This window comes from Phycisphaerales bacterium (assembly GCA_020852515.1).
In the GTDB taxonomy this organism is placed as follows: Bacteria; Planctomycetota; Phycisphaerae; order Phycisphaerales; family UBA5793; genus UBA5793.
Genome location: JADZAS010000036.1, coordinates 1 through 23959 on the forward strand (window position 1 = coordinate 1; position 23959 = coordinate 23959).

General features: G+C 66.0%; 23 protein-coding genes and 1 tRNA gene. 11 read left to right on the forward strand and 13 right to left on the reverse strand.

Translation table 11 applies throughout. From position 1 onward, the window contains the following. From IT430_19735 to IT430_19745, 3 genes are all read right to left on the reverse strand, one after another. A partial coding sequence (locus IT430_19735) for a phage portal protein (protein MCC6910170.1) occupies positions 1-1120 on the reverse strand: 1120 nt, incomplete at its 3' end. Positions 1121-1122: 2 nt separating this feature from the next. Continuing rightward, positions 1123-1323 (reverse strand): hypothetical protein, encoded by a 201-nt coding sequence (locus IT430_19740; protein MCC6910171.1) that lies wholly within the window; start codon positions 1321-1323, stop codon positions 1123-1125. A 585-nt stretch (positions 1324-1908) separates the two neighbouring features. Then, entirely contained in the window at positions 1909-3489 is a 1581-nt protein-coding gene (locus tag IT430_19745; protein ID MCC6910172.1) for a hypothetical protein, read from the reverse strand. Positions 3490-3846: 357 nt separating this feature from the next. Here IT430_19745 and IT430_19750 point away from each other — a divergent pair, with 357 nt between their 5' ends. Then, positions 3847-4995 (forward strand): hypothetical protein, encoded by a 1149-nt coding sequence (locus IT430_19750; protein ID MCC6910173.1) that lies wholly within the window; start codon positions 3847-3849, stop codon positions 4993-4995. A 262-nt stretch (positions 4996-5257) separates the two neighbouring features. Here IT430_19750 and IT430_19755 read toward each other — a convergent pair whose 3' ends face one another. Both IT430_19755 and IT430_19760 read right to left on the reverse strand, forming a co-directional pair. Continuing rightward, positions 5258-7552 carry a phage terminase large subunit family protein gene (locus IT430_19755; protein MCC6910174.1) on the reverse strand — a complete coding sequence of 765 codons (2295 nt, stop codon included), beginning with the start codon at positions 7550-7552 and terminating at the stop codon, positions 5258-5260. Next, a complete protein-coding gene (locus IT430_19760; GenBank protein MCC6910175.1) occupies positions 7542-7796 on the reverse strand; it encodes a hypothetical protein in 255 nt (84 codons plus the stop codon). The genes IT430_19755 and IT430_19760 overlap by 11 nt, the downstream gene beginning before the upstream one ends. 301 nt (positions 7797-8097) lie before the next feature. On the opposite strand from IT430_19760, the gene IT430_19765 reads away from it, so the two are divergent. Genes IT430_19765 through IT430_19800 form a run of 8 tightly spaced genes read left to right on the forward strand, consistent with a single transcriptional unit; the run spans position 8098 to position 11364 of the window. After that, positions 8098-8568 carry a hypothetical protein gene (locus IT430_19765; GenBank protein MCC6910176.1) on the forward strand — a complete coding sequence of 157 codons (471 nt, stop codon included), beginning with the start codon at positions 8098-8100 and terminating at the stop codon, positions 8566-8568. A gap of 39 nt (positions 8569-8607) precedes the next feature. Next, positions 8608-8862: a hypothetical protein gene (locus IT430_19770; protein ID MCC6910177.1), complete on the forward strand. Its 255-nt coding sequence runs from the start codon at positions 8608-8610 to the stop codon at positions 8860-8862. Between the two features lie 30 nt (positions 8863-8892). Continuing rightward, positions 8893-9129, forward strand: a complete 237-nt coding sequence (locus IT430_19775; GenBank protein ID MCC6910178.1) for a hypothetical protein — start codon at positions 8893-8895, stop codon at positions 9127-9129. A gap of 12 nt (positions 9130-9141) precedes the next feature. Next, positions 9142-9450, forward strand: a complete 309-nt coding sequence (locus IT430_19780) for a hypothetical protein (GenBank protein ID MCC6910179.1) — start codon at positions 9142-9144, stop codon at positions 9448-9450. A 45-nt stretch (positions 9451-9495) separates the two neighbouring features. Continuing rightward, the gene (locus IT430_19785; GenBank protein MCC6910180.1) at positions 9496-10587 is read left to right on the forward strand and encodes a winged helix-turn-helix domain-containing protein; all 1092 of its coding nucleotides are present in this window, start codon (positions 9496-9498) and stop codon (positions 10585-10587) included. Positions 10588-10590: 3 nt separating this feature from the next. Then, entirely contained in the window at positions 10591-10791 is a 201-nt protein-coding gene (locus IT430_19790; GenBank protein ID MCC6910181.1) for a hypothetical protein, read from the forward strand. Positions 10792-10808: 17 nt separating this feature from the next. Continuing rightward, positions 10809-11000: a hypothetical protein gene (locus tag IT430_19795; protein ID MCC6910182.1), complete on the forward strand. Its 192-nt coding sequence runs from the start codon at positions 10809-10811 to the stop codon at positions 10998-11000. Then, complete coding sequence (locus IT430_19800) at positions 10981-11364, forward strand: hypothetical protein (protein ID MCC6910183.1); 384 nt, start codon at positions 10981-10983, stop codon at positions 11362-11364. The genes IT430_19795 and IT430_19800 overlap by 20 nt, the downstream gene beginning before the upstream one ends. Before the next feature lie 746 nt (positions 11365-12110). Here IT430_19800 and IT430_19805 read toward each other — a convergent pair. The 6 genes from IT430_19805 to IT430_19830 all read right to left on the reverse strand — a co-directional run bounded on the left by IT430_19805 (position 12111) and on the right by IT430_19830 (position 18476). After that, complete coding sequence (locus tag IT430_19805; protein ID MCC6910184.1) at positions 12111-13529, reverse strand: ParB N-terminal domain-containing protein; 1419 nt, start codon at positions 13527-13529, stop codon at positions 12111-12113. Continuing rightward, entirely contained in the window at positions 13526-14461 is a 936-nt protein-coding gene (locus IT430_19810) for a hypothetical protein (GenBank protein ID MCC6910185.1), read from the reverse strand. The genes IT430_19805 and IT430_19810 overlap by 4 nt, the downstream gene beginning before the upstream one ends. Further along, positions 14458-14994, reverse strand: coding sequence for a helix-turn-helix domain-containing protein (locus IT430_19815; protein MCC6910186.1), 537 nt, complete (start codon positions 14992-14994; stop codon positions 14458-14460). Before IT430_19815 ends, IT430_19810 begins: the two co-directional genes overlap by 4 nt. A gap of 325 nt (positions 14995-15319) precedes the next feature. Next, positions 15320-17734: a bifunctional DNA primase/polymerase gene (locus IT430_19820; protein ID MCC6910187.1), complete on the reverse strand. Its 2415-nt coding sequence runs from the start codon at positions 17732-17734 to the stop codon at positions 15320-15322. Positions 17735-17742: 8 nt separating this feature from the next. Next, positions 17743-17928, reverse strand: a complete 186-nt coding sequence (locus IT430_19825; protein ID MCC6910188.1) for a hypothetical protein — start codon at positions 17926-17928, stop codon at positions 17743-17745. Positions 17929-18059: 131 nt separating this feature from the next. Beyond that, on the reverse strand, positions 18060-18476 hold the full coding sequence (locus tag IT430_19830) for a DUF1580 domain-containing protein (protein ID MCC6910189.1): 417 nt from the start codon (positions 18474-18476) through the stop codon (positions 18060-18062). 568 nt (positions 18477-19044) lie between these two features. On the opposite strand from IT430_19830, the gene IT430_19835 reads away from it, so the two are divergent. Next, positions 19045-20850 carry a DUF4209 domain-containing protein gene (locus tag IT430_19835; GenBank protein MCC6910190.1) on the forward strand — a complete coding sequence of 602 codons (1806 nt, stop codon included), beginning with the start codon at positions 19045-19047 and terminating at the stop codon, positions 20848-20850. A gap of 67 nt (positions 20851-20917) precedes the next feature. On the opposite strand, the gene IT430_19840 is transcribed toward IT430_19835, so the two are convergent. Together IT430_19840 and IT430_19845 are read right to left on the reverse strand one after the other, a co-directional pair. Further along, positions 20918-22255, reverse strand: a complete 1338-nt coding sequence (locus tag IT430_19840; GenBank protein ID MCC6910191.1) for a hypothetical protein — start codon at positions 22253-22255, stop codon at positions 20918-20920. Positions 22256-22371: 116 nt separating this feature from the next. Next, positions 22372-22445: transfer RNA gene (locus IT430_19845), tRNA-Asp, on the reverse strand. Positions 22446-22813: 368 nt separating this feature from the next. On the opposite strand from IT430_19845, the gene IT430_19850 reads away from it, so the two are divergent. Next, on the forward strand, positions 22814-23947 hold the full coding sequence (locus tag IT430_19850) for an efflux RND transporter periplasmic adaptor subunit (protein MCC6910192.1): 1134 nt from the start codon (positions 22814-22816) through the stop codon (positions 23945-23947). Positions 23948-23959 lie beyond the last annotated feature (12 nt).

Genomic DNA, 23959 nt, shown 5'->3' on the forward strand with positions numbered 1-23959 from the left:
CGAGGACCGCCGTCTGGAGGTGGTTCTGCTCGACGCGGATGGATTTGTAGTAGGTCTGGTGGTCGAGCCGGCCGGAGGCGTAGTTGTACCCGCTGGAGTTCCCGGCCGCGACGTTGAAGGGCATGTTCAGGCAACGCGCGATCTCGTTGAGGATCTCGCGTTTGAACTCGGCGTATGTCGTCGCGGGCTGCTCGGCATGGACCTGACCGAGCTTCCAGCCGCCGGGCAGGACCGTGGCCAGCCGCTTCTCGAGTTCGACGATATCCATCGGCTCAAGAGACTCGGCTTCACCGTTGGGAGGTGCGTCGGTGTAGATGACGGCCGCGAAGTCGGCGGCAGTCTCCGCCGCGGCGATCACCGCGAGCGTGTAGCGCCGCAACTGGGCGAACAGCGGCAGCGCCGGCGTGATATCGGGGATGCCGCGCCACTGCCCCGGCCGGTCGACGCGGTAGTAATGCACCACTGAAGCGGCCGGCACGGTGTCGAACTCGCCGGAGAAGCCGAATGCGCCACTGTCACCGGGATGGCGACGCAGCACCGTGTACGAGATCGGGTTGCCGAACGAGTCGAACGTGATCCCATCCGCTTCGCCCACGCGAAGCAGGCGACCGGGCGGGCTCGTCACCTGGTCCGGTTCGACAAGCCGCAGATCGAGTTGGACCGGCGCCTCGACGGCCGGGTTGCTGGTGAGAATCCCGAAGACCTCGCCGCTCTCGGCCCGGGCCAGTCGCATGGTGCGCAACTTCTCAGGCAGGTTGATCGCCCGCGACCACTGCGCGAATGACTTCTCGATGACCTCGTTCGCCCTGGAGTCCTCCGTGAGCATCTGGAGACGCGGACCCGTGCCGATCGTGTCGTTGGCGAGTGTGAGCACGATGCCCTTGGCGTACGAGTTGTTGGCGACCTCGTAGCGGGCGCGGTTGCGCAGGATGCGCCGGACTTCGGGCGAGAGGGCCGCGTTGGGCGACAGGCCATCCGCGTTCGCCCAGTGGCGGCGGTTGTCGATCGTGGTTTGGGCCGAGTCGAACTTGGCGCGCACGAACCGCAGTGGCGGCCGCGATGTCGTTGACGGCGCCTTGCCGCTGCCATTGAACCACGATGTCACGAATCGCTTGAGCATCATCACGCCGTACCCGGCGGCTCCAGTCGCACGAACTTCACCTTGAGCCCTTTGCCCCGGCTCGCCTTCTTGCTTTCGAGGTAGCGGTCTGCCTCGATCTGCTCCGCGAGGCCGTGCTGCTCGATGCTGCCCGAGTCGCCGCTCGCCTTGGCGGGGCCTTGGGCGCTCTGTTTGATCGCCTGCTCGATGTCGGACTCAGCCATCCCTTGTCCTCGTAAAGGTCGATGATCACGGCCATGCGCTTGCGATACCGCCGCTGCCGCTGGGCGTAAGTGTTCACCGCCGTGGAAACGGGCCGTCCCTCCAGGTGCGCCAGCCACGCCTCCTGCACCGCGTCTTCACGGTCAAGCGCAGGGACAAAGCGCAACTCGATCACGAGCCGCGCGGGGTCATCCAGAGGTGGAAGCACATGGTCCATCCGTCAGTTACCGACGGATGAAACGCTCAGCGATTGAGGATGGGGAGGGGTGGGAGCGAAGTCGTTACACGGGTAGAACTCTCTGAGCGACTCTCGCGTTTCCAGTTCACGCCAGCACACCGCCCATCGGACTTCAGCAGATGAACTGATGGTCCATCTTCTCATGCGGGGCAAGCCAGCGCCCGAACGGCTGACACGTGCAAACCGCCAAGCCGACAACACGGTGCGGGCCGAATCTCCGTACATTCGAGGAATAGGAAGGCCCGTCCTCAGCGAAGAGGACGGGCCGTTCGATGGCTGAACCTCGCGGCCGCTCGTGATTCATCTCCGATGCGAGATGACGATGGCTCGCGCAACTGACGCGGGAGGATCAGTTCTCGACAACCGCGTCGAGGACATCGGAAAGGCACTCTTCCGGGCAAGTTCCCCGCATGGCGGCCTGGAACTTGAGTGCTACGCCTCCGGCGTTGCCCGGGACTGCACGCGTGATCGTGGCGACGCCTCCGCCGTCGGCCAGCGCCACACCAACCACGCGGGCGGGTCGGTTGATGCCCGCGATGCCGAATGACGCGCAGTAGCCTCGAAGCCCGCTGAAGATCGAAGAACCGGCATCGAAGCCGTAAACCACCACCACCTGCTCTCCGGGAAGGGCGCCGCCGATCGTCCACGTCGCCTGCTGACCCGCAACGAGGTTATCGACGCTCAGCGAGAGGCATGCACCGGGGACGCAACCCTGGTAGCGGGCGATGCGACTGTCGCCGCCCGTGGACTGACCGAAGGTGCCGCCGACGAAGAGCGAGTTGTTGAGGGGATGAAGCGCGTAGACCTGGCCGTCCATCCCGCTGTCGAGCCCGGACCACTCGGATCCGTTCCACTTGGCGACCCGAGCCGCCGGGTTTGCGCCGGCCTCGAAGAAGTCGCCGCCGACGTAGAGTGCCGGACCATTGCCCGTCCCGTCGTCAAAGACGGCCAAGCCGCGCACCCAGTCGCTCACTCCCGGTTCGTTCGTGTTGATGTCGCGCAGTGCAGACCAGTTGGCGCCGTCCCATTTGGCGATGCGATTGACGGCCAGGAAATCTCCGGTGAGCGTGAACTGCCCGCCGACGAAGAGCGCCTCGCCGCCGCCATCATCGAAGACGACCATCGCGCGGACGGGCTCGTCTCTGAGCCCATTGCCCAGCGCGGACCAGGAGACCCCGTTCCAGCTGGCGATGCGGCTGGCCGGTGCGCCACCCGCCTGATCGAAGTCGCCGCCGATGTAGAGCGCCTCACCGCCTCCATCGTCGAAGACACACAGCGTGCGCGCCGTGCTGTTGACGCCAACGGTGCCGCTGCCCAGCGCGGACCACGTCTGGGCCTGGGGATTCCATCTGGCAACTCTATTCACGGTGACGCCGCCCGCCGTGGTGAAGTTGCCGGCCGCGTAGAGGGCTGGGCCGCTGCCGTCGTCGTAGACGGTCAGGGCGTTGACGAGGTTGTTCATCCCGGTGCCGAGGGCCGACCAGGATGAGCCGTTCCACTTCGCGATGCGGTTGAGCAGCACGTTGCCATCGTCGGTGCGAACGAACTGCCCACCGACATAGAGGGCGGGCCCGCCTCCCAGCCCGTCATCGAAGACGGTCATGCACCAGACGGTGCTGTCCAGCCCGACTCCCAGCGGCGCCCAAGTGTTGCCATCCCACTTGGCGATGCGCTTGAGGGTCTGGATTCCTCCCTGCTGGAAGAGACCGCCGACATAGAGCGCCTCGCCGCCGCCGTCATCCCAGGTGGCGAACGAAGTGACGATGCTGTCGAGGGGCTGCCCGCTGAATGTCCCCACCCATTCGGGCTGACAGGGCTGAGCGTGGACGGCCGCCGCGCCCACAGCCAGGACGGTGGCACAGAGCAGCCCGGCCCTCATGCTGACGGAGCCCCGCGAGTTGAAGGTACGTTGCGTTCGACGTCGGTTCATTGCCTCTCCTCCTGCTTTTGAGGTGTTGAATGTCGAGTGGCCATGCGGTCCGAACGTCGGAGCAGACCACTTCAAGCGATCTGAACGTCCACATTTTACCTGTGACCCATCTGAATGCAAGAGCATTTAGGTACATTTTATCTGTATTTATCCAACTTTTCGGCCCGCTTGGGCTATACTTGGTGTGCCATGTCCCCACGCGAGCCTCTCAGCGCTGACCTACCCTCCGCGACCGCAGACAGCCGCGGCGAGCCCCCGCGTCTCGACACAGAGATTCACGAGGTGCTCGAAACCATGCGGCTGGCTTGCCAGGGGTTCATCGAGGCGGTCGCCCAGGCAACCGGGCAGGGTTCCCCCATGAGGAAGGCCACAGACCTCCAACGGGCGCTGGCCATCCCTGGCACGCTCGCGTGGCAGGTATTCCGGGTCGCGCACAGCCGCAATCTGATCGCCGCGGCGGACACGGTACCGGGCATGAAGGCGATCCGCCGGCTCGTCCGCGCCGCCGAGCAGCAGGGAGTGAGTCCGCAGTCCGTGGCGGAACTGACTCGCTCCGCCGCGCGGTTTGAGGATCTGGTTCAGGACGTCGCCGGCTCTCGCCGAACGTTCAACTCCCTTCTGACCGGACTCAACCGCGAGCCCGACTGGAAGGACGAACTCCATTACCGCCGCGCCGCCTTTGAGGCCAACAGCCACATCTGGGGAACGCAGGTCGGCACCAAACTCGTCACGCTCGTCTTCCATCCCTCGTCGGCGGAGCGAGCTGACATGCTCGCCATCTCCGGCGCGATCGACGTGTGCCGCATCCGCGGCGACGCCCCGATCGAACTCTGCAGCACGGCCGCCCATTCGGACTCTCTTCGCGACATGCGGTCCGAAGCCATCGTTTCAATGGGGCATCCGCTCACGTCCAACGACATCACCGCGCCGGGATGCACGCTGTTGACGGAGTTCGGCACGCAGCCGCTTCCGAAAGTGCATAGCCGCGTGAATGACCGGGGTCACCTTGTGGTCGAACTCGAAACCGAGGATGTCGGCCAGCGCCACGCCGTCACCGCGTTCGTCGCCGAGTTGTATCGCCCAGACGTGCCGAGGTATCGCGAAGAAGAGGAACCGGCGCTCGGAGCATCAGTACTCATCAAGGCGCCGATTCGCACGCTCATCGTCGACCTGATCATCGCCGCGGGCACTCACGGGCCCACGCTGCCGGCGCCTCGGGGTTACGCGGTCGCAAACCCGCGCGGCGAGCCAATTCTCTTCGGTGGTGTACTCGACAAGCACCAGAAGAGGATTCTCGAGCACTGCAGCGTCGTCCATCTTGGACAAGGGCCATGCGTGCTCGACACCGCCGATGTGCCGCGCTATTCCCAGATGTTCCGCGAGGTGTGCAGGCAACTCGGCTGGAATCCCGCCCTGTTCCACGCTTTCCGCTGCCGGGTGGAGTACGCCATCATGCCTTCATCCGTCGTCGTGGGGTACGACTTGCCGCTCAGAACTCACTTGTAGGTGTCGCCCGCCAAACGTCCGAGCGATTCGTGACACTTCATGGATGTTTCAGCCGGCATCTCAACCAACCGGACGCTGATCTACCCCCCCATCCGTTCCGTCGTCGTCATTCTTCGCCCGCAGTGCCGGCACTCCCGCCGCCTTCGGATCGCACCGCCAAGGATGCGGCGGGTGTAGACGACCTCGAAGTGGCCGCAGCCGCATCTTGGGCAGCGGATGCCGCGTGGTTCGGGTTCGCGTTTCGGCTTGGTCGCCGTTTCGCTCATCGCCGCCCTCCCTGGAGATCAGAGAGGCGGATTCGCCGGCGCGGCGCCGGCTGCACGTCCGTGCCGTAGAGAACGGCGCCCTGCATCGACGCCGCAACGGCGCAGCCTACGAGGCAGTCGAGCCAGTGGTTGTCGAGGCCGTCCACGCGGAGTTTCCACTCATCGACGGTCCGGCCGCGACCCTGCGTCTTCACGCGGTACTCGCTGGTCAGGTGCTCGGCGAGGAGTTGATGGTTGGTTGCGGTGCGATTCGCTGATCCGCCCGTGCGTCCGAACAGCGCCAGGCAACCCGGATCGCCCATCGGCACGGCCAGGCGCGCCTGCACGAACGACTTCCAGTAGTTCGTATCAAACACGACGTGGCGCACGGCCCGCTTGCCGGTGATCACGGGGATGCGCCAGTTCAGGCCGACGCGGTCGCCGCGCTTGCGCTTGTACTCGCTGAACGGGATGCTCGCAGCGCCGACGTACCGGCCGTGGCTGGGCATGACGAGATTGGCATACCGGCTCTGGCGGCAGAACTGGTAGACGACATCCGACGACTGGCCCCAGTTCGCGTCGATCAGGCACCGGTCGATGCGGACCATGGCGCCGTCATCGCGTTTCCACTCCCGGCCGAGCATGGAATCGGTGAGCCGCTCGAGCCCGGCGTAGACCGCGCCTTCAAGCCCCGCATGCGGCGCGGCCGCCGCGAGTGTGCGGCGGACGTCGCGGAGAGTGAAGTACGCCTCTCTCTGGTCCGGCTCAGTGCCGTAGTCGATTACGTTGCCCGTGAAGTCTTCCTCCCACGCCACGATGAGCCAGAAGAGCGCCTTGGCCTGCACGTCGATGAACATGGTGAGCAGCGACGAACCGATGGGCACCTCGCCGCGCCCGTGGCCGCTCAACTTCGCGCCGATCTGCTCGGCGGTGAGCAGATCCTCGTCGAGTGCCGTGCTCTCAGGCAATGGCTCGTTCTGGTATTCAGCCCAGAATGCGGCCTCATCCTGGAGCCGCAGATTCATCGCGTGCTGGATGGCGCTGAGTTCATCGTGATTGAACCGGTCCGGCCACGCGACCTCGGCGCCCTCATCCATCTCGGCGCGATGCTGCCCGTAGAAGTCAGTGGCGCGGGTGATGCCCTCGTCGGCGCGCAGTCCCTCGGCCCGCAGTCGCGCGTACTCCGCCCACAACTGCTCGCGGGTCGGGAACGAGTACACCATCTTTGTGCGCTGCCCCTGCCACTGCGGGTGCTTGTCGCGATCGAGCAGGCGGTCGGCCAGGTCATCAGGCCGGACGACGGTGAGTGTCATGAGCCCGGCGATCTTGCGCCCCGGGCCGGCCAGGCCGAGGATGGCGCCGGCGAGGATGCGTTCGCGGGTGGCGCACTGGGATGGCGACCGGGCCGATTCGTCCGTCTGCGGGTCGTCGATGAGCACGAGCGACGGGCGGACGCTGCGGCCGTCGGGCCGCTTGTACTTCATCCCGCGGATACGCCCGGTGATGCCGGCGACGCGGATGATGCCGCCCGAGGGCAGCGAACCCGGCACCGTCGGCAGGACGATCTCGTGCGCGGTCCAGCCGATGTGGGTCTGACTGCCCTCGAAGAGCTGCCCGGCGGCGCGCTGGTGGATGCCGTCGAGGCAGTGGATGGGGAAACACGCCTCGGGGAAGTCGTGCAGGAGGGCTTCGCTGTTCTCCAGTTCGGCCTTGATCGATTCAAGCATCTGGCCGGCGTGCTCTTCATCGGAGCCGATGAGGGCGACGAAGTCCCGATGGCCGTAGAGCAGCGCCCAGAGACAGGCGGTTTCGCACATTGAAGTCTTTCCCGATCCGCGCGGCATCGCCATCGCGAAGAGGCCGCCTTCGAGGACCGCCTGCTCGATGCGCGCGATGACCTTGAGGTGATCCGGCGACCACGCCAGGTGAAAGGTCTGCGGGAAATAGGTCTCGCAGAAGAGGCGGAAGTTGCGGCGGCAGGCTTCCTTGCGACTTGGATCGACGATCTCGGGCAGGGCGTCGATGTTCCGGCCGGTGAAGGAATCGGGCAGGTGGCGCGCTCGCGCCGCGTCGAACTGCTCATCGAACGAGTCATTCTCGACGGCGTCTTCACCAACCAGCCGCTCGTGCCGCTCGGTCACCAGCCACGCCGTGTAGCGGAGCAGATCGACCGTCTTCCCATCGCCGATGCGATACCCGGCCCGGGTGCGGTGGCGGTGCAGTTGCCGCTCGCTGATCACTTCGCCCAGCGGCGTGCTGTTGAGCAGGCGGCAGAGTTCACCGGGCTTGAGTTGGCGCGGGTCAATCGCCACGGCCGCCTCCGTTGGCGCTGGCGCGCTCGGCCAGGTCTTTCACGAGCCAGGCCGCATAGTGAACAAGGTTGATCGTGCCGTCGCCGTTGGTCGGCGCGCCGTCCTCGATGTCTCGCTCGATCATCGCCTCGGTGATCGGCCGGCCGCCGACGCGCGTCAATGTGCGCGCCGTGTCGGTCACCGATAGAGCGGCGGGGTTGAGGCCGCCGGGTCGGTCAGTCTGGTCTTCACGCGGCGTCGGCACGGCGGCCCTCCGTAGCGCACGGCGCGCCGGGCGAGCGCGAGGCGAGGCGTTGGGCCACCCGCCAGCGCGGTCCAACGTGGGCCAACGTGGCGCGATGTTCGGCCTGACCTAGCACATTCCTAGCAGACTTCGCGCCCGGCGCGGCGAGGTTCCCCACATTGATCGGCAGTTGTGCACAATCTGCGAAATGTGCCGGAATCCTCGGCGAATTGCCTTGCATTGTCGCGCTGCTCATGCCCTCATGTGTGCAATGCGAGGCGGAATGGGCCGCCCGCGAACGACACCGAAAGGACGAACGACGATGACGACGCGAACCACCAACGACGACCTGAGCAAGCGCCTGCGCGAGCACCCGATGCACTCGATCAGCGACCTCGAGTACCTCCGCCGCAAGGGCTACACCGACGAGCAGATCCTCGCCTTCTGGAATCGCGACCACGCGGCGGGCAAAGCGCCGGTGATCCACGCCGGCACGCGGATCGAGAGCATCGCCATCCGGGTTCAGTCGGTCAACCGGCAGGTCCATGCGAGCCACGCGCTCGACATCGAGTACGGCCTGAGCGTCTACAAGACCGGCTGCGCCAACGTCGCGGTGAGCGACAACTACGCCCCGACGTACAGCTTCGAGCCCATCGACATCGACACCACGCGGCGAGCGCTGGCGCAGCGCATCTTCGAGAAGAACGTCGATGACCTCGACGCGGGCCAGCACGGCGAACTCGACGCGGTGATTCGCGCCTGCATGCTCGTCGCCAACGTCACGACCATCTGAACCACGCCAGCCGCCACCGCGCGGGAAAGGACCACGACCATGACCATCACACAGATCACCATCAAGGGCGTCGAGGGCGACGTCGAGATTCACGCGGCCGACTACGGGGCGCAGATTCTCTTCGGCGAGACGTGCCTCGAACTGGCACGCGGCGCCAGCGACTACGAACGCTGGACCGCTGCGGTCGCGGCGGCCAAAGCGATCTACGGGGCCGACCGCCACGGCCATCCGAACGCCACCAACAGCATGCTCCACAGCGTGCGGACCGAGATCGAACGCGTCGCGGGCTGCTGAACCATCAACCCCATGCGAAACGGAGCCATCATGAGCAGCACACGCGACAACAAGTTGACCACCATCGCCCGCGAGGCGCTCGGCCTTGAGACGCTCGACACCCGGCGCAGCGGCAGCCTCGACTTCCACGACCTCGCGGTCTGGTGCATCAAGGACGCGCTGGAGCGGGCCTACGAGGCTGGCCGCCAAGCGGCGCGGCCCACCAAGGCCGTCTGCCCGGCGTGCAACCGCGCCATCGAGATCACGCCGCTGCCTGCGGGCACGTGAGAGAGGAGCACCATGAACAGCAGCACCATCCAGATCGAACGCACGCGAGCCGCCCGCCGACGCGGCACGACCGCTCCGAACGTCGTCATCCGCGAGGCCTGCGATCGCGACGGCATCGTCCTGGGCCACCTCGTCGCCAGCCACGACGGCACGCCCGAGGGGATCGTCGCCGCCGCACGCCGCGCGACGCAGCGCATGTTCGACGCCTTCGCCGACGTGTCCAACGTGAGCAGTCGCATCATCGCGACCGACGCGAGCGGCCGGCCGCGCTGGGGCGTGTCGCCGAACTTTCAGATCATCGAAGAACTCGCCGCCAAGTGACGGCGGGCCATTTCCACCAACCGCTCTCTTGAAAGGAGCAGCAACATGAAGAAGGATCAGGTACGAATCGGCGGAACGTACACCGCCAAGGTCTCCGGCAAGATCGCCAAGGTGCGCATCGACGCCGAGAGCCGGCACGGCGGCTGGGACGCCACCAACATCGAGACGAAGAAGAAGGTGCGGATCAAGAGCGCCCAGCGGCTGCGGGCCGAGGTCGGCTCGCCGCCGAAGGCGAGCACACCGCCGCCCGAGGCGAGCAACAACAAGGACGCCCAACCGGCCTCCGGAAGTGAATCCGGGGGCCGCGTTGTTGATCGGGATGCCCAGCGCATCGCCGAGCGCGACGCCAAGGCCGCAGCCAAGGGCCTGGTCATGCGGACGGAGATCGTCAACGGCAAGGAGCGCTCGCGCTGGGTGAAGAAGGCGGCGGAAGCGGCAGCGCAACAGGGCACGACGCCCGCGACGCCCACGACACCGCCCGCCGAGAAGCGCAAGGGCCGGCGCACGCCGCCACGCATCGCGCTGGTCAACAAGCCGGACTTCGCTGAGATCGCCAAGCAGGTCGAGAACCTGCCCACCAGCCGCAACCACATCTGCTGGAAGAAGAACGGCCGGCTCTACGAGTTGTTCTTCCGCATCGACGGCAAGACGCCGCTGCTCTACCGCGTGCCCGCCGACTCGCCCATCGATGAGAAGACCGGCTGCCGCGAGGTGGACGCCTCGGGCAGTGTGACGGGCGTCTTCCACATCAAGCAGTCGATCAAGCAACTCACCGGAAAGACCCCGGCGCAGATCGGCATCACCATGCCAGCCGACCGCGGCGCGCCCAAGGCCCGCACCAGCAGCGCGAAGACCACCAGCGGCAAGGAGGGCAAGGCGGAAACGAAGCCGCGCAAGAAGCGCGAGGGCTTGAGTGGCCTCGACGCCGCCGCGCAGGTCCTGGGACGGGCCAAGGAGCCTCTCGACGCCAAGACGATCGCCGAACGCGCCATCGCCGCGGGGTGGAAGACCAACGGCGCCACGCCGCACGCGACGCTCTACGCGGCCATGATCCGCGAGATCGCAGCCAAGGGCAAGGACGCACGATTCGCCAAGGTCGACAAGGGCCGCTTCACCGCGGCCGGGAAGGAGGCGTGAACGATGAAGTTCGTCGTCCTTCTGAAGAAGTCCACGCTCCACGCGCTGAGCGAGCATGCCGTCACCGAGATGGGGCCGGTCGTGGAGATCAACGAGGCCGAAGCGCTGGTCATGCTCAGCGACGAGGTCATCACCCGCCTCATCACCCTTGCCAAGCCGGAAGATGAACGCATCGACGATGTCATCGCCCGGCTGGCGCTTTGAGAAGGGACCAACAACCCATGAACCATGAACCCAACGACCACCTCGTCGACCCCGAGGACGCATGTCCGCGCTGCGGCCAGCGTTGCATCGACCGCCTGATCTGGATCGACGACGGCGAGCAGGTGCGCTGCGCCGCCTGCTCGACCGTCTACACGCCACCGGCGCTGCGCCGGGAAGGAGGTGATCCCCATGCCGCGCCAACTCAATGAGACCTTCGCCGTCGATGGCCCGAGCGGCGCGCTGCTGCGCCGCGTCATTCCCAAGCGCGGCAAGCCCTACGAGCACATGTGCACCAAGCAAGTCTACGACGACATCGCCTACGCCATCGAGCAGATGGGCAGTGCCGCGTTCACGATGGAGGACATCCGGTCCAAGGCCGGCGGCGGCGAGGAATCGGCCATGCCGCCGTGGACGCAGGTTGCTGTCGCCGTCGCGTTCCTCAAAGAGCGGGGCTGCATCGTGCCGGCCCGCGAGCGCAGGCACGTCGCCGCCAGCGACTTCGTCTACGAGGACGCGCTCATTGAGTATCACGCGCTGCGCGAGAAGGGGCCGGAACCGACCGCCACCGAGTAGACGGCCCCATCCCGGCAAGCATCCACAGCCGTGACCCAGGTCGCGGCTGTGTCTGCGGGTTCGCCCAGCCGCCTGCCGGCCAGTACAATGATCATCATGCTCAGGTGGGCCCGACGGGCCGTCATCTTCCTGCTGCTCGGCGCGATTGTGAATACCGCTGTGGCGTGGGGCGCCGCGTTCGCGACCGGATGGGGGCTCGAGAGCGAGCAGCATGATGCGAGTGAGGACCATATTCGGTGGTGGCAGAGAAACGCCCCGGCGGGTTTTGACCCGCTCCCGAGCGACACACTCGACACATTCAATGCGACGGCTTGTAGCCTGTATACCTTCTTTGGAACGTCTGTAAACGAGGACGGTCTTGAGATGCAGCGTGCGTATCACATGCGCGCCGGATTCCCGTTGCGGGCCTTCGAGGCTCAGAGATGGGCAGACTTCACGCCCGTGCCATATGGAAACCCGCCAACGACCATCGACCGTGGCGCTTGGATCGGGCGAAGAAGTGGAGCGGACTACCTCATCCCGATCGGTCCAATCTGGTTGGGCCTGATATGCAACTCCCTGTTCTATGCTGGCATCACATTGTTCGCCTTCAGCGCGGCAGGATGGTATCGCGGGACGCGGCGCGCTCGGAGGGGGTTGTGCCCTGCGTGCGGCTACCCGCGAGGCACCTCGCCCGTCTGCACCGAATGCGGCGAGCCGCTTCCTGGCGTCGTGGCGAAGTAGACCGGACATTCGTGTCCACACCCTCACCGCATCTTCTCCTCGCGCGGCTTCATCGGAATCGGCGACTCGCCGGTGCGCTCCAGCACGGCCGGTCTTCCTGAAAAGCGCTGGTACCGATCCACAATGACATCCGCATAGGCCGGATCGATCTCCATCAGGAACGCGCGGCGCTGTGTCTGCTCAGCGGCGATGAGACTGGAACCCGATCCTCCGAACAGATCAAGCACGTTCTCGCCGACGCGCGAGGAGTACTGCATGGCGCGCACGGCCAGTTCAACCGGCTTCTGAGTCAAGTGCTCCATTGATGCCGGGTTGATCTTCTTGATCGACCACACATCGGGCACGTTGTTGGGACCGAGAAAGACGTGTGCAGCGCCTTCTCGCCAACTGTAGAAACACCATTCGTGGTCACCCATGTAGTCCTTGCGCGTCAAGACCGGATGCTGTTTGTGCCAGATGATCGTCTGGCTGAAGTAGAGGCCGCACGCCTTGAGAGCCGGCGGGTAGTTGGCGACGTTCGCATAGCCGCCCCAGCAATAGAACGCCCGGCCCGGCAGCAGCACGCGCGCGATGTTGCCGAACCACGCGAGGAGCATTTGCTCGAAAGCATCATCGCTCACGAAGTCATTCTCCAGCGGCCTGTCTTTCGCCCGCATCTTCCGCGTCGTCCGCTTCTTCTCGCCCTGCCTCGCCACGTCGAAACTCTGATGATGAGTGCGCCTGGCCTTGCGCTCGCGATCCTGCCTGCCTCGCTCGGTCGTGGAGCGGTCGCACTGGAGATCAGCGCGCCGCGCGAACGAGGTCACGCCCGCCGCGATCGCGTTGTTGCTGCGCGGCTCGACCTTGACGTTGTAGGGCGGATCCGTGTTGACCAGATGAATCGGCTGGCCTTCGAGGAGTCGATCGACATCGGCGGCGCTGGCGCTGTCGCCGCAGAGCAGTCGGTGTTCGCCGAGCACCCACAGGTCGCCGGGCTTGGTGATCGGTTCATCGGGCGGCTCAGGGATCGCATCGGGATCGGTCAAGCCATCCTGCACGCCCGGGTCGAAGATCTTCGCCAGGTCGTCGGCGCTGAAACCGAGGCTCGACCAGTCGATCCCGGCGCCCTGGAGTTCGCCCATCTCCAGCGGCAGCAGGTCCATGTTCCATTCCGCCAGTTCGGCCGACTTGTTGTCGGCGATCCGGTACGCCCGCACCTTCTCGGGCGTGAGGTCAGTCGCGACATGGACCGGCACCATCTCCAGGCCGAGTTTCTGTGCCGCCTTCCACCGCGTGTGGCCGCAGATGATCACGCCGTTGCCATCGACGACGACCGGCTGCCGCCAGCCGAACGAGGTGATGCTGTTGGCCACGGCCGCGACGGCGTCGTCGTTCAAGCGCGGGTTCTTCTCGTACGGCTTGATCTCGGCCAGCGGCCGCAGTTCGACCTTGAACGTGTTCATGAGTCAATTCTCCTTGTGCTCTTGGTTGGGCTGCCCCGTTGCGAATCCGCCGCCCCGTTTCGCCCCATGTCGCCGCCCACGTTCGCCCCTGTGGCGAGATGTGCCGCCGCGGCGGCGTACTTGGCGTAGTCGCAAAACTCCTGTCGGGCAGTGGCGTAGGTGTACGGCTGGGCATCATGGGCCGGCAGAGGCAGCAGGCCGATCTCCCGCTCCGATCGCTGGGCGGCGGCGAGGCGGACCTGCATGGCATGCGCCCCCTCGCGCCACGCGAGCGCGCAGTCTTCATCGGCGTCGATGCCCGACGGCGCCTCGGCCGGCGCGTCCGCAAGCGCAGCGGCCCCCGCGTCCGTGAACGAATACCACACCCGCCCGTCCATGTCTGCGCCGCTCTCCATCCAGCCGCGAACCAGCGCGGGAATGGCCGCCTCCTCAAGTTCCGACAGCCGCCGTCGATTGGCTCGCCCGGTTTCGTCGTTGCCGCACGCGGCCCACTGCGACGGTGTGCCCGCCAAGGCCCACTCCGCCGTCCACCGCGTCCCGAGGTGCATCATCCACGCCCGCCTGTCGTCACACTCCACGAGCCGCCGGCACACCTGCCATCCCGCGGACCAGCACGGCGCGCCGGCCAGCGAGCAGACCCGCTCGATCCCGGCGTCGAGCAGCCGGGTCGCGATCACCTTCGTCTTTTCCACCCGCCGAGTGAGCAGCCCGCGCCGCTCCAGCCGCCCGAGCGCTTCGACGTTCTCATCGCGCTCATCTCGATCGCGGCCCTGATGCCGCCATCGCAACCCAGCGCCGGACCGGAACGATCGCCGACCCAGGTACGCCGCTGCAGCGCCGCCGCCACCCCACGGCCCGCGCCAAGGCGCGAAGACTGCCCAGAGTTCGCCAGCCAGGCGGCAGAGCAGCATGTCATCGACCGTCGCGCTCATTGTGGTGCCTCGCTGGAATCGATCGCCAACTCCATCAATTGGCGCGGGGTGGCGACCCGGACATCCCGCTTCCTGACGCCCGTTGCATTGAGGTATCTCTCGAACGCAGTCGCGTTCGGCGGCATCCAACTGCGCAGATCAGAAGGGATTTCGCTCGCCAGGATCGCGTCGAACAACTTCCGGTACGACATCTCCGCCGCCTCCGGGATGTTCTTGAGCGCCCACTCGTAGGCCGCCCTCGCCTTGACCCGCGACGGCGGCTGGTGAGGGGCGTCTCCACTCTCGACGCGTGCGGTCTCGACCGGCGGTGCTGGAACCGTCGGGCACCCTGCATCGATCCAGCGCAGCAACTCACGGCGCGACCAGCGCACCAACCCGCCGAGTTTCACCGGCGCCGGGATCGTGCCGACAAAGGCGAACTGGTAGACGCGGCGGTAAGGTACCCCGAGCATGTCGGCCACGGCATGCACATCGAGCAGCTCGGCCCGGGTGCGACCTTGCGGGTGACGATCGCCATGATACTCATCCATCACTGATCCTCCTGAAGCAAAAACGCGGTTTCTGACTCAAAATGGCCGTTTCGACGTGCTCGTCGCCAAGTCATCCACAAAATCCGGACACCCTCCGCGTTATCATGTGCCAGTCTACCTTTGCGGCTGTTCCCGCGGGCGTCGTGGCACGCCATTTGCTGGGAAGTACCTAATCAGGGGATGTGACTGTCGCGCACTGCCGCGCACTGTCGCGACAGTCCCATTTAATTTCACGCGGGCGCGCGGGCGCGCGCATGCGCGCGAGACGATGTTGAGTACAGTGGCAACTGACGCGACAGTCCGTGACAGTGCGCGGCAGTGATTCGAGTCATGACTGGCCCTCCCGCAAACTGATGCCCTCGTAGAACGACACCATGCCCGTCCCTCGCCTGCGTTTGATGTCGGCGACGGCCGCCCCAAGGTCCCGACCGAAGGTGTGCTTGTTGGTGATCAGCGTGCGCCCATCCTGCTCGCACCACCGCTTCCATGCTTGGTAGAGATCATCGACGTTGACGCGGTGACCCCGGCCGACGACACAGCAGTCGCGCACAAAGGCGCTGACCGGCGACGCAAGGTCTTCGAGGTCTCGGATCGCGTCCTCGCTGCTCTCGGGCTGCACGAATCGGCCGCGCTCTCTCAGTCGTTTCCATCCCTCGATCGCCCACAGGAGGATGCCCGGCAGTTCGGCGACGAGTTGATCGGTGAGCGTGGTGTCCTCCTGGCCATAGAAGCTGTTCGTGAGCCGAAGGACGAGGAAGCGGCGGGCGAGCGCGGTGCTGGCGTCGTTGAGACGCGGCAGTTCGTTCGTGAGGAACATGAACCGCGTCGGGAGCTTCATGCTGATGGAGCCGAGGAACTTGCGATCGATGCTGAGTGTGTCCTCGCCTGAGATGCACAGCAGCCGCTCCACGACGGTCGCCACGCTCTCGCCGGTGAAGCGGGCGTCGGAAACGATGGCGAGGGACTTGTCGATGAGCGGCTGGAGCCCGAAGTTGCCCGCGAGACTGCTGGTGGTCGGACCGACCACGTTCATGGCGCCGACGAGGCGGGTGAGCACGCGCCCGATCGTGCCCTTTCCGGATCGCGGCGGCCCCACCAGCAGGAGCATCTTGTGCTGCGAGGTGTCGGCGGTGAGGCAGTAGCCCATCCACTCCTGGAGCATCTCCATTGACTCGATGTCATCTCCGAAGAGCTGCTCCATGAACTTGATCCACCGCTCGGGCGGCTCAGGATCGGGGTCGTAGTCGAAATCGAGCGCGTTGATGGTGAAGAGCGCCGGCGTCGGCTTGAAGATGCGACCCGTGGGAATGTGGAAGTTCAGCGACTTGCAGGGCAGAATCTCCAGCGCGGGTGGACGATCGGTCCGCGAGTCGAGCCATGAGGGGGCGTTGATTGACGCCGGCAGGTGGACGAACGAACGGATCGTGTCCAGCGCCTGCTTGACGGTGGTGGGGTTCGACTCGAAGTCCGCGAGTTCCATCGACCTCGTCTGTTTGTTGTAGACGTACCGCAGCGCCGCATGCAGCCAGGGCTGGAGCCGGTGCTTGAGCCATTCGTCCTCGACCTGCTGATAGCGGTTGTCGCGCCAAAGCATGACCACGCCGCCGTAGGAGTGAACCGTGCGGCCCTCAGTGTGCTGGTGAAACTCGCGGACGAACGCCTCGGCTGTGGGCAGGGTGCGCCTCGGCGACAGCACGAGCCGGCCGCTCTCGGGATCACGCTGCCCGAGGGGCACGAATCCGGCATCATCGCCGCTGGCCGGGGCATCGTCTTGTGTTGCACGGGTTTCGGTGCTCGGGCTCTCCGCTTTCACGCTGCCGTTGGGTGTGCAGCCGGCGTCGGCGTGCGTGCGGCCCGGCGCGACCGGACGCGGCGCATCACGCAGCCAGCCGTAGGGCAACTCATGCGGCTTGGTCGCCGCGTCTTCGACCTTGTGTCGCAGTTCCTTCTCGCTCCACGGCGGTTCACAGCGCGGGTTGTAGCGTTCGAGCAGTAGCTGCAGCGCCATCTCCGGCTCGAGGCCGAAGCCATGCACCATCGCGGTGGCGGCGGTGTAGGTCGTGCCGTGCCCGCCCTGGCCGGAGATCGCCGGGTCCATCGCGTCGAGGTAGGCGGTGGCGCGGCGGAGCAGCGCCTCGTCGGCGGGAGCGGCAGCGCGATGCGCCGGACGCGCCGCCGCAGGCGCCGCCGCGCCGGTGCGAGCAGCAACCGCCCGAGCGAGCCCTTCGACCGCTCTGGCAAGCACTTCGTGCTCTACGGCCGCGGGATCGCCCGTCAGCCACTCGTACGCCTCGCCTGATGGGTGGATACTCGGCCCGACGACGGTCTGGCAGCCGGTGCTGCGGATCTCGACGATCATCTTCTTCGTGCCGGGAAAGTGGTGCTTTCTGGTCACCGCGCCCGGGCATCGGTACCACCAATGCGAATTGGGCGCGCTGGCGCGGCCGGTGATCGCGAGCGTCGGCGGCAGGTACTGCGGCGCCAGTTCAATCGCCTCCGGGCAATCGAGATCGACGTCAGTGAGCCCGCCGCTCGGATCGCCCAGCAGCAGCCCGATGTTGCCGCGGCCGCTGAAGTGCTGTGGCAGATCGGCGTCATCGAGACGCAAGTCCGGCCACCCCGCGTCGACCGGCCCCTTCCTGCGCAGCGGGATCGGCACGCATCGAAATCCGCGCATTGTGTACGCTCGGGCGGCGTCGAGCCGGCTCATGCCGTCGTGGACCAATGCGCCGTTCTGTGTCACGGCTTCCATCAGTCCGGCCGCTCCTGCACCATGCGAATGGCCGTGATCAGGCAGGGAATGTCCTCCGCGGCGATCACGACCAGCAGGCGTGAGCGGCGGCGACGTGCGAGAAGCGCTGGAACCCGGTTTCCGGCGGCTCTCCGGGCACGATTCCATTCGCGCCAGAAGTCCGGCAGATCGACCTGCACTTCCACTACGGCAACCCCTGGAAGGTCGGCATCGGGTTCATCCGGTCGCGTACCGGCTGGTGCACTGCGAACGCTCGCAAGCAAGTCGTGCGGAGGGGCAGGTTGGCGTGATTTCGGCTTGGCAGGGCGTCGTCGCGTCACAGACCCGCCTCCTCGAGTTCTTGCTCGGCTTCGAGGTGGCGGCGCTGCGACTCGTGCATCGCGTTGCGGGGGGGTCTGCGACGGAAGGGTCGCCGCGGTGAGCGGGCCTCAGCGGCGGGTGCTTCTCGCTCTGGCCGATCGAAATGGACCGCATCAGCCTCGGCGAGAGCCAGGCCAAAGTCATGCAGCCATTGACGCGTGGTGTAGATGCGCGAGCCAAACCGCATATGCTTGAGCCGGACACGCTGGCCGGACGCCGCCTTCACACCCTCGCGGCACCACCGCCAGACGCAGTTGGATGATGGCCGACCGGGTGCCAGCCTCGCGGCTTGGGAGAGCGTGATGTACTCCTCCGTCGCCAGCGCGTCAGTGCTCGTGTCGCCCGACTTCCCTGTCAAGTATTGCCCGTCCATGCGAAACTCCTCACCGGTGTGGCTCGGTGTTGAGCCACTTGCGATGAGCGATTTTCAACACGGCTTTCGGGTGGTAACTCGGTAACTCGAGTTACCGCGCGGGACCGAAGCGACAACGGCCCTCCCGCACTGGGAGAGCCGTTCGGGCGCGCACCTTTTTTCGAAATTGTGATGCGACGGTAACTCTCGCGCGGCTAATCCGTCCTCGTGCCGGCCATCAGTGGGATGTCACCGGGCGACCATGTCAACCTTGGACTTCGCGGCGGCCAAGGGGGTGGCGGCGAAAAGACGAACCGGTCCCACAACGTCGCGCAGGTGCGCTGGCGCGTCCGGTAGTCTCGTGCGGTTCCCACCGGAATAAGGCGAGGCGGTCCATTCGATCCCCCCCTCGATCACCCCGAAGGATCGGGCCGGCCAATCACCGGCCGCCGGTCGGCCGGGGTGCCCAGCATCGCGCGACCAGCCGCGTGATCTGGGCCACCACCCTCGACCGGTCTCGTGGCAGTTGCTCCACTGCGCAATCGCTCGCATACCCGACACAACGGGAGGGAACGCGGGATAATCATGCATGCCACTGACACCCCCGCCTGAAGTCGCCGCGGTCCTAGCCGAGTTCGACGCCCGAATCGACACGTTCGAAGTAATGCATGTTCAACATGCCGTCGAAAGGGCGGTGCCCGACTGGAATGCGCTCGCCCCTGGGGTGCAGCAAGCAGCTTGGGCAGAGTGGGCGGCATTCGACTTCAGCACTCACGAAGCAAACGGCGGTCCGTGGCAGACCTACTTCCAGCCGATGATGACGCTGCGTGAAGGCGACGGGATGCGGTGCCGCCCTGACTTGCGGCGAGCCGATGCGGCGGTCATCGAATACTGGTCCACTCGCGCCCGTGACGCGAAGCATCCGGTGCTGAAGGCGCGATACGCCGACTTGGTGTGGGACACCACGAAGTTCGTGACGAAGGGAAAGCCGGTGATTGAGTTCGCCCGGCTTGCCATTGACAACTACATTGCGGCGGCAACGTTGGACGATGGATCGTCATGGGGCGATACCCGCGAGGGCGTCGGACGAGCCCTCAGGCTCGCGCTGAGCATCAAAGACAAGGTGCGCATCGGGCAAGCAGTGGACGCGACCATCGACTACGTTGATCGCACAGCCCGCGATGACAAGCTCGGCACCTACTGCTACCTGTTCGACAACCTGCTGCCGCCGGAGAAGGGGCCGGAACTGCCCGAAGACCTGGAGCGCAGCATCGTTGAACGCATGGAGAAAAAGTTCGCCGAGATGACCACGCCCGGCAGTCAATGGGATGTTGACCCCCACAGCCCGCAGAGCATCGGCCTTCGCCTCGCGGCCTACTACCAACGCAAGAACAGATCTGAGGATCGGGTTCGCATCCTCCGGGCGGTCGGACAGGCATTCGAGCGCCGCGCGAAGATCGGTGACGCGATGACTGGCGTGATGTTTCTGGAGACGGCGCGCAAAACGTATGCCCAAGCGGGGCTGCGAGAGGAAGCCGAGCGGGTTCTGTTCGACGCGGAGCAGAGGGCTCCTGATGCCGTCAAGCAACTCGCACCCATGACTTTCGAGTACGAAGTGACGAAGGAAGACGTGGACAAGTTCTGCGCGATGCTCACTGAAGGCGGGAGCATGGAGGTGGCCCTGTTGCGGCTGGCGGTGGAGTTCATCCCGGATCAGCAGGCCCTGGCGCAGATCGCGGAACTCGCGAGGGAGTGCCCACTCGGAGCATTGCTTCCCCCCTTGATCATTGACGAGCGGCAAATCAAGGCGAACATCGGCGACGAAGCTGGCGACCCGGACGGGAAGATGGTTCATGAGACATCACGGCATATCCAGTTCCACGCCCCGTGGATCAGTTGGGGGTTTGATCACCTATTCGCCAACGGACTAACTTCGGCGCACGTCGTGGACTTCGTTCGTCTCTCACCTTTGTTCACCGAGGATCGAATCCCGCTGATCCGGCGCGCGGTCGAGGCACACATCATGGGCGACTTCATCCAGTCCATTCACGTGCTGGTGCCGCAGATTGAGCGGGCAGTGGTCAACATTGCCCACCATGCGGGCAAGCCCACGGTGAAGCCGTTCCAGAGTGGGAGGGGGGTCATACAGTCAAAGAACCTCCAAGATGCATTGGAGCGCGACGAGGACGTGAAGAAGATCCTGGGCGAGAAACTACGGATGTACCTGCTGGCAACGCTGGCCCACAGTAAGGGTCTGAACATTCGCAACGAGGTATGCCACGGCCTATGGACTACCGACCAGTTCACGAAGACAGCCGGTGAACGGGTACTCCACGTTCTATTGTCAGTGTCCATGCTGCGGCGGGCGAAGCCAGCACCGCATGTTGCTCCCTGATGGCGCGCCTTGGTCCTACAACCTGAACTGCCACTACGCGCCGAGTAGGCGGTCAGCGACTCGGGTCTCACCCCACCAGCCGCATGATCTCCGCGACCTTCGACTGGTCCCGTTCCGCATAGACCGCGTCGGTGACCCGGGCGCTGGCATGCCCAAGGACCAAGGCAGATGCCTCAAGACCGTGCTCGCGGCGGTAGAGGGTCGCAGCCGTGTGGCGGAGTTGGTACGGGAACCACCGGTGTTCTTTCCGCCAAGCGTCGAGAGCATCCTTCAACTTGTCCGCTATCAACCGACTCCGCCACTCATCTCGCGTCTCGTCGTCTCGCTTGGCGAGCGGCGGAGGAGGAGGGAACGCCACATCGCAGGCGTACTGCACCGCGCGGTAGTACGCCCGCGCGTCGTAGCGCTCTCCGGCTGTCTTCTTCGGCTCGGCCCTGCGGTTGGTGCCTGCCCGGTTGCCGCATGAGAGCGGAGTCTTTCGCGCCTCCGCCCGGGCCGCCCGGCGCTCCGCGTTCGCCTCGGCGGGCCGGAAGAGATATGCCTCCGCCGCGCGCTTCATGAACGGCGTCAGCACGGCCTGCGCCTTCGGCCCGAGGAAGAGCACACGGTCGTGTCCCATGTACTGCGTCTTATGGCGCTCCAGCCTCGCCACCCACACGCCGTCTGCGGCCGTGGTATCGATGTCGCACGGCCGAAGGCGCAGCACCTCATCCGGCCGCGCGCCGGTGAGCAGTTGGAGCCGCACAGCGGCAGCGACGGGGCTGGCCATGAACGGAAGAGTCTGCTCGACCACCTCCACCGGCACTGGTTTCACGACGCGGCCGACGCGAGCCGCACAGCGCCCGGGTTTGAGCGGATCAACCGACAACAGTTCCATGCGGACTCTCGCCGTGACGAGTTCCTGCGATGCGGCCCACTTGAAGAGCCGACACAGCCGACGCACTTGGGCGTTCGCATACGTGATGCCCCACGCGCGGCGCCCGTGCTCTTCATCATCCCGAATCATTTGATCGCGCAAGCGCTGCAAGCGCCGCGGGCCGAATGCCACCGCCGGCATCGAGCCGTACGACCGTCGCAGAAGCCGGATCAGCGATTTGTGATGGTCCTGCTCGCGCTTGTTCAGGTGGGCGCCGCGCGTGCGCCAGAAGCGGGCGCACAATTCAGAGACGGTGATGCCGTCACCCTCGCCCTCGCCGCCGGCGGGTGGCTTCTCGAATTTAGCCTCGAAGAGCCGCCTTCCGTTGGCCTCCCATTCCGCGATGACGCGGTGGTACATCTCGCGGCTTTGAGGCGTGCCAAACTCACCGAGCCAGTAGTCCCGTCGCTGCTTGGTGACGGCGTCGGTGAGAGTGACGATGGCCTGGTTGCGGTCGTGACGCTTGCGATAGCCCGGGGTCTTGGGCACGGGGCACCTCCCGAAACTCCAGCGCGGTGCGCGCACCGCGCGGAAATCGTCTCGAGCTGCGCCCCCGACCGTCGGGAGGTATCCGTAACCTACGGATTCAGCAAGGTTTTCAGAAACGAGGCGGACGGGATTCGAACCCGCAACCACCGGATCGACAGTCCGGGACTCTAACCAATTGAGCTACCGCCCCACACGGGGTGCGACCGGTGGGGAGGCGATCCACCCCTGGCCGCGAAATGCCGCAAAATGTACCGTGCCGACTCGGCCAGTCAAGATCGCTCGCCCAATTGATCGGGACGCCGCCATCCTGCAGGATCGCATCGACACACTGACGGAGCAGCCGGCCGGCGCCCGCCGCCGCGTCAGTCGTCGATTATAGACGCGGCCGGGCCGCCGGCGGTTCGACGCGCGCTCGGGACTGCACCCGAACCGGCTGCAGGCCGTCAAGCACTTTACCCTGATCATGCTCCGGCCGGTCCTCTTATCGAGCCCGAATCGCCAAAGTCGGCGTATGCTGACGCGGCAGCCGCCCCGCAGCGGGTCGCCGGGAGCATGAAGATGGTTGCACCTTCGCCAGAGCGCGCCGGCCGAAGCGATTCGCGCCGGCTGCTCGCCGTGCTGGGCAATTCGGCGCTGGGGCTCGCCTTTCTGGCGGCGGTGGTCGTGCTGCTGCTGTGGCTGGCTGGTTCCTTCGAGCCGAAGATCGGCGGCCCCGTTCACGCGGGCCCGTCGGCCTCGCTGCCGCCGGCGGGGGATCGGCCGCGCGTCGAGGTGGTCTCCATCGCCGTTCCGCTCGTCGAGACGGCCGTCGGCTCCATTGAGGCCGTGCACGAACTGACCGTCGCCTCCAAACTGCTCGCCCGCATCGAGACGATGAACGTGACCGCCGGCGCTGCGATCCGCAGCGGCGATGTCATCGCCACGCTCGACAGCGAAGACCTCCAGGCGCGACTGGAGCAGTCGCAGGCCGCAGTCTCTTCCGCGCGTGCGCGGCGCGACCAGGCGCAGCGCGAGTTCGATCGGCTCGAGGAGGTCTTCGCCAGCGGGGCGGCCAACCAACTCGAACTCAACCGGGCTCAGACCGCGCTCGAATCCGCCCAGGGCGATTTGCTCGGCGCCGAGCAGGCGCAGCGCGAAGCCGAGACGATCCTCGCCTACGCCACGATCCGCTCGCCGATCTCCGGCGTGGTGATCGACAAACTCGTGGAGCAGGGCGACACCGTCGCGCCCGGCCAGCCGATGGTGACTCTCTACGACCCCACGCGCATGCAGCTGGTCGCGAGCGTGCGAGAGTCGCTCACGCAGCGGCTCAAGGTCGGCGAGCCGGTCGATGTGCAGGTCGAGTCGCTCGATCTTCAGTGCACCGGGATCATCAGCGAGATCGTTCCCCAGGCGGCGCCGGGCAGCCGGAGTTTTCTCGTCAAGGTCACCGGCCCGTGCCCCGAGGGCGTATACAGCGGCATGTTCGGCCGGCTGCTTATTCCGCTCGAGGATGAGCAGGTGCTGGTCGTGCCGGCCGAGGCGGTGCGGCGCGTCGGGCAGATCGAACTGGTTGATGTGGTGATCGACGACCACCTCCAGCGGCGCGCCGTGCGCACCGGCCGCGCCATGCCGGGTGACGCGCTCGAAGTGCTTTCGGGACTACGGGCCGGCGAAGTCGTGGCACTGGCGGATCGCGGGCCGGGCTCGTGAACAGCCGGAGCG

What these genes read in the sequence shown, in the direction of transcription:
- IT430_19810 (MCC6910185.1), bottom strand. Translation starts at nt 14,461, where the DNA reads ATGAGCGCGACGGTCGATGACATGCTGCTCTGCCGCCTGGCTGGCGAA.
- IT430_19785 (MCC6910180.1), top strand. Translation starts at nt 9,496, where the DNA reads ATGAAGAAGGATCAGGTACGAATCGGCGGAACGTACACCGCCAAGGTC.
- IT430_19805 (MCC6910184.1), bottom strand. Translation starts at nt 13,529, where the DNA reads ATGAACACGTTCAAGGTCGAACTGCGGCCGCTGGCCGAGATCAAGCCG.
- IT430_19780 (MCC6910179.1), top strand. Translation starts at nt 9,142, where the DNA reads ATGAACAGCAGCACCATCCAGATCGAACGCACGCGAGCCGCCCGCCGA.
- IT430_19775 (MCC6910178.1), top strand. Translation starts at nt 8,893, where the DNA reads ATGAGCAGCACACGCGACAACAAGTTGACCACCATCGCCCGCGAGGCG.
- IT430_19830 (MCC6910189.1), bottom strand. Translation starts at nt 18,476, where the DNA reads ATGGACGGGCAATACTTGACAGGGAAGTCGGGCGACACGAGCACTGAC.
- IT430_19790 (MCC6910181.1), top strand. Translation starts at nt 10,591, where the DNA reads ATGAAGTTCGTCGTCCTTCTGAAGAAGTCCACGCTCCACGCGCTGAGC.
- IT430_19745 (MCC6910172.1), bottom strand. Translation starts at nt 3,489, where the DNA reads ATGAACCGACGTCGAACGCAACGTACCTTCAACTCGCGGGGCTCCGTC.
- IT430_19740 (MCC6910171.1), bottom strand. Translation starts at nt 1,323, where the DNA reads ATGGCTGAGTCCGACATCGAGCAGGCGATCAAACAGAGCGCCCAAGGC.
- IT430_19850 (MCC6910192.1), top strand. Translation starts at nt 22,814, where the DNA reads ATGGTTGCACCTTCGCCAGAGCGCGCCGGCCGAAGCGATTCGCGCCGG.
- IT430_19770 (MCC6910177.1), top strand. Translation starts at nt 8,608, where the DNA reads ATGACCATCACACAGATCACCATCAAGGGCGTCGAGGGCGACGTCGAG.
- IT430_19765 (MCC6910176.1), top strand. Translation starts at nt 8,098, where the DNA reads ATGACGACGCGAACCACCAACGACGACCTGAGCAAGCGCCTGCGCGAG.
- IT430_19800 (MCC6910183.1), top strand. Translation starts at nt 10,981, where the DNA reads ATGCCGCGCCAACTCAATGAGACCTTCGCCGTCGATGGCCCGAGCGGC.
- IT430_19835 (MCC6910190.1), top strand. Translation starts at nt 19,045, where the DNA reads ATGCCACTGACACCCCCGCCTGAAGTCGCCGCGGTCCTAGCCGAGTTC.
- IT430_19795 (MCC6910182.1), top strand. Translation starts at nt 10,809, where the DNA reads ATGAACCATGAACCCAACGACCACCTCGTCGACCCCGAGGACGCATGT.
- IT430_19750 (MCC6910173.1), top strand. Translation starts at nt 3,847, where the DNA reads ATGAGGAAGGCCACAGACCTCCAACGGGCGCTGGCCATCCCTGGCACG.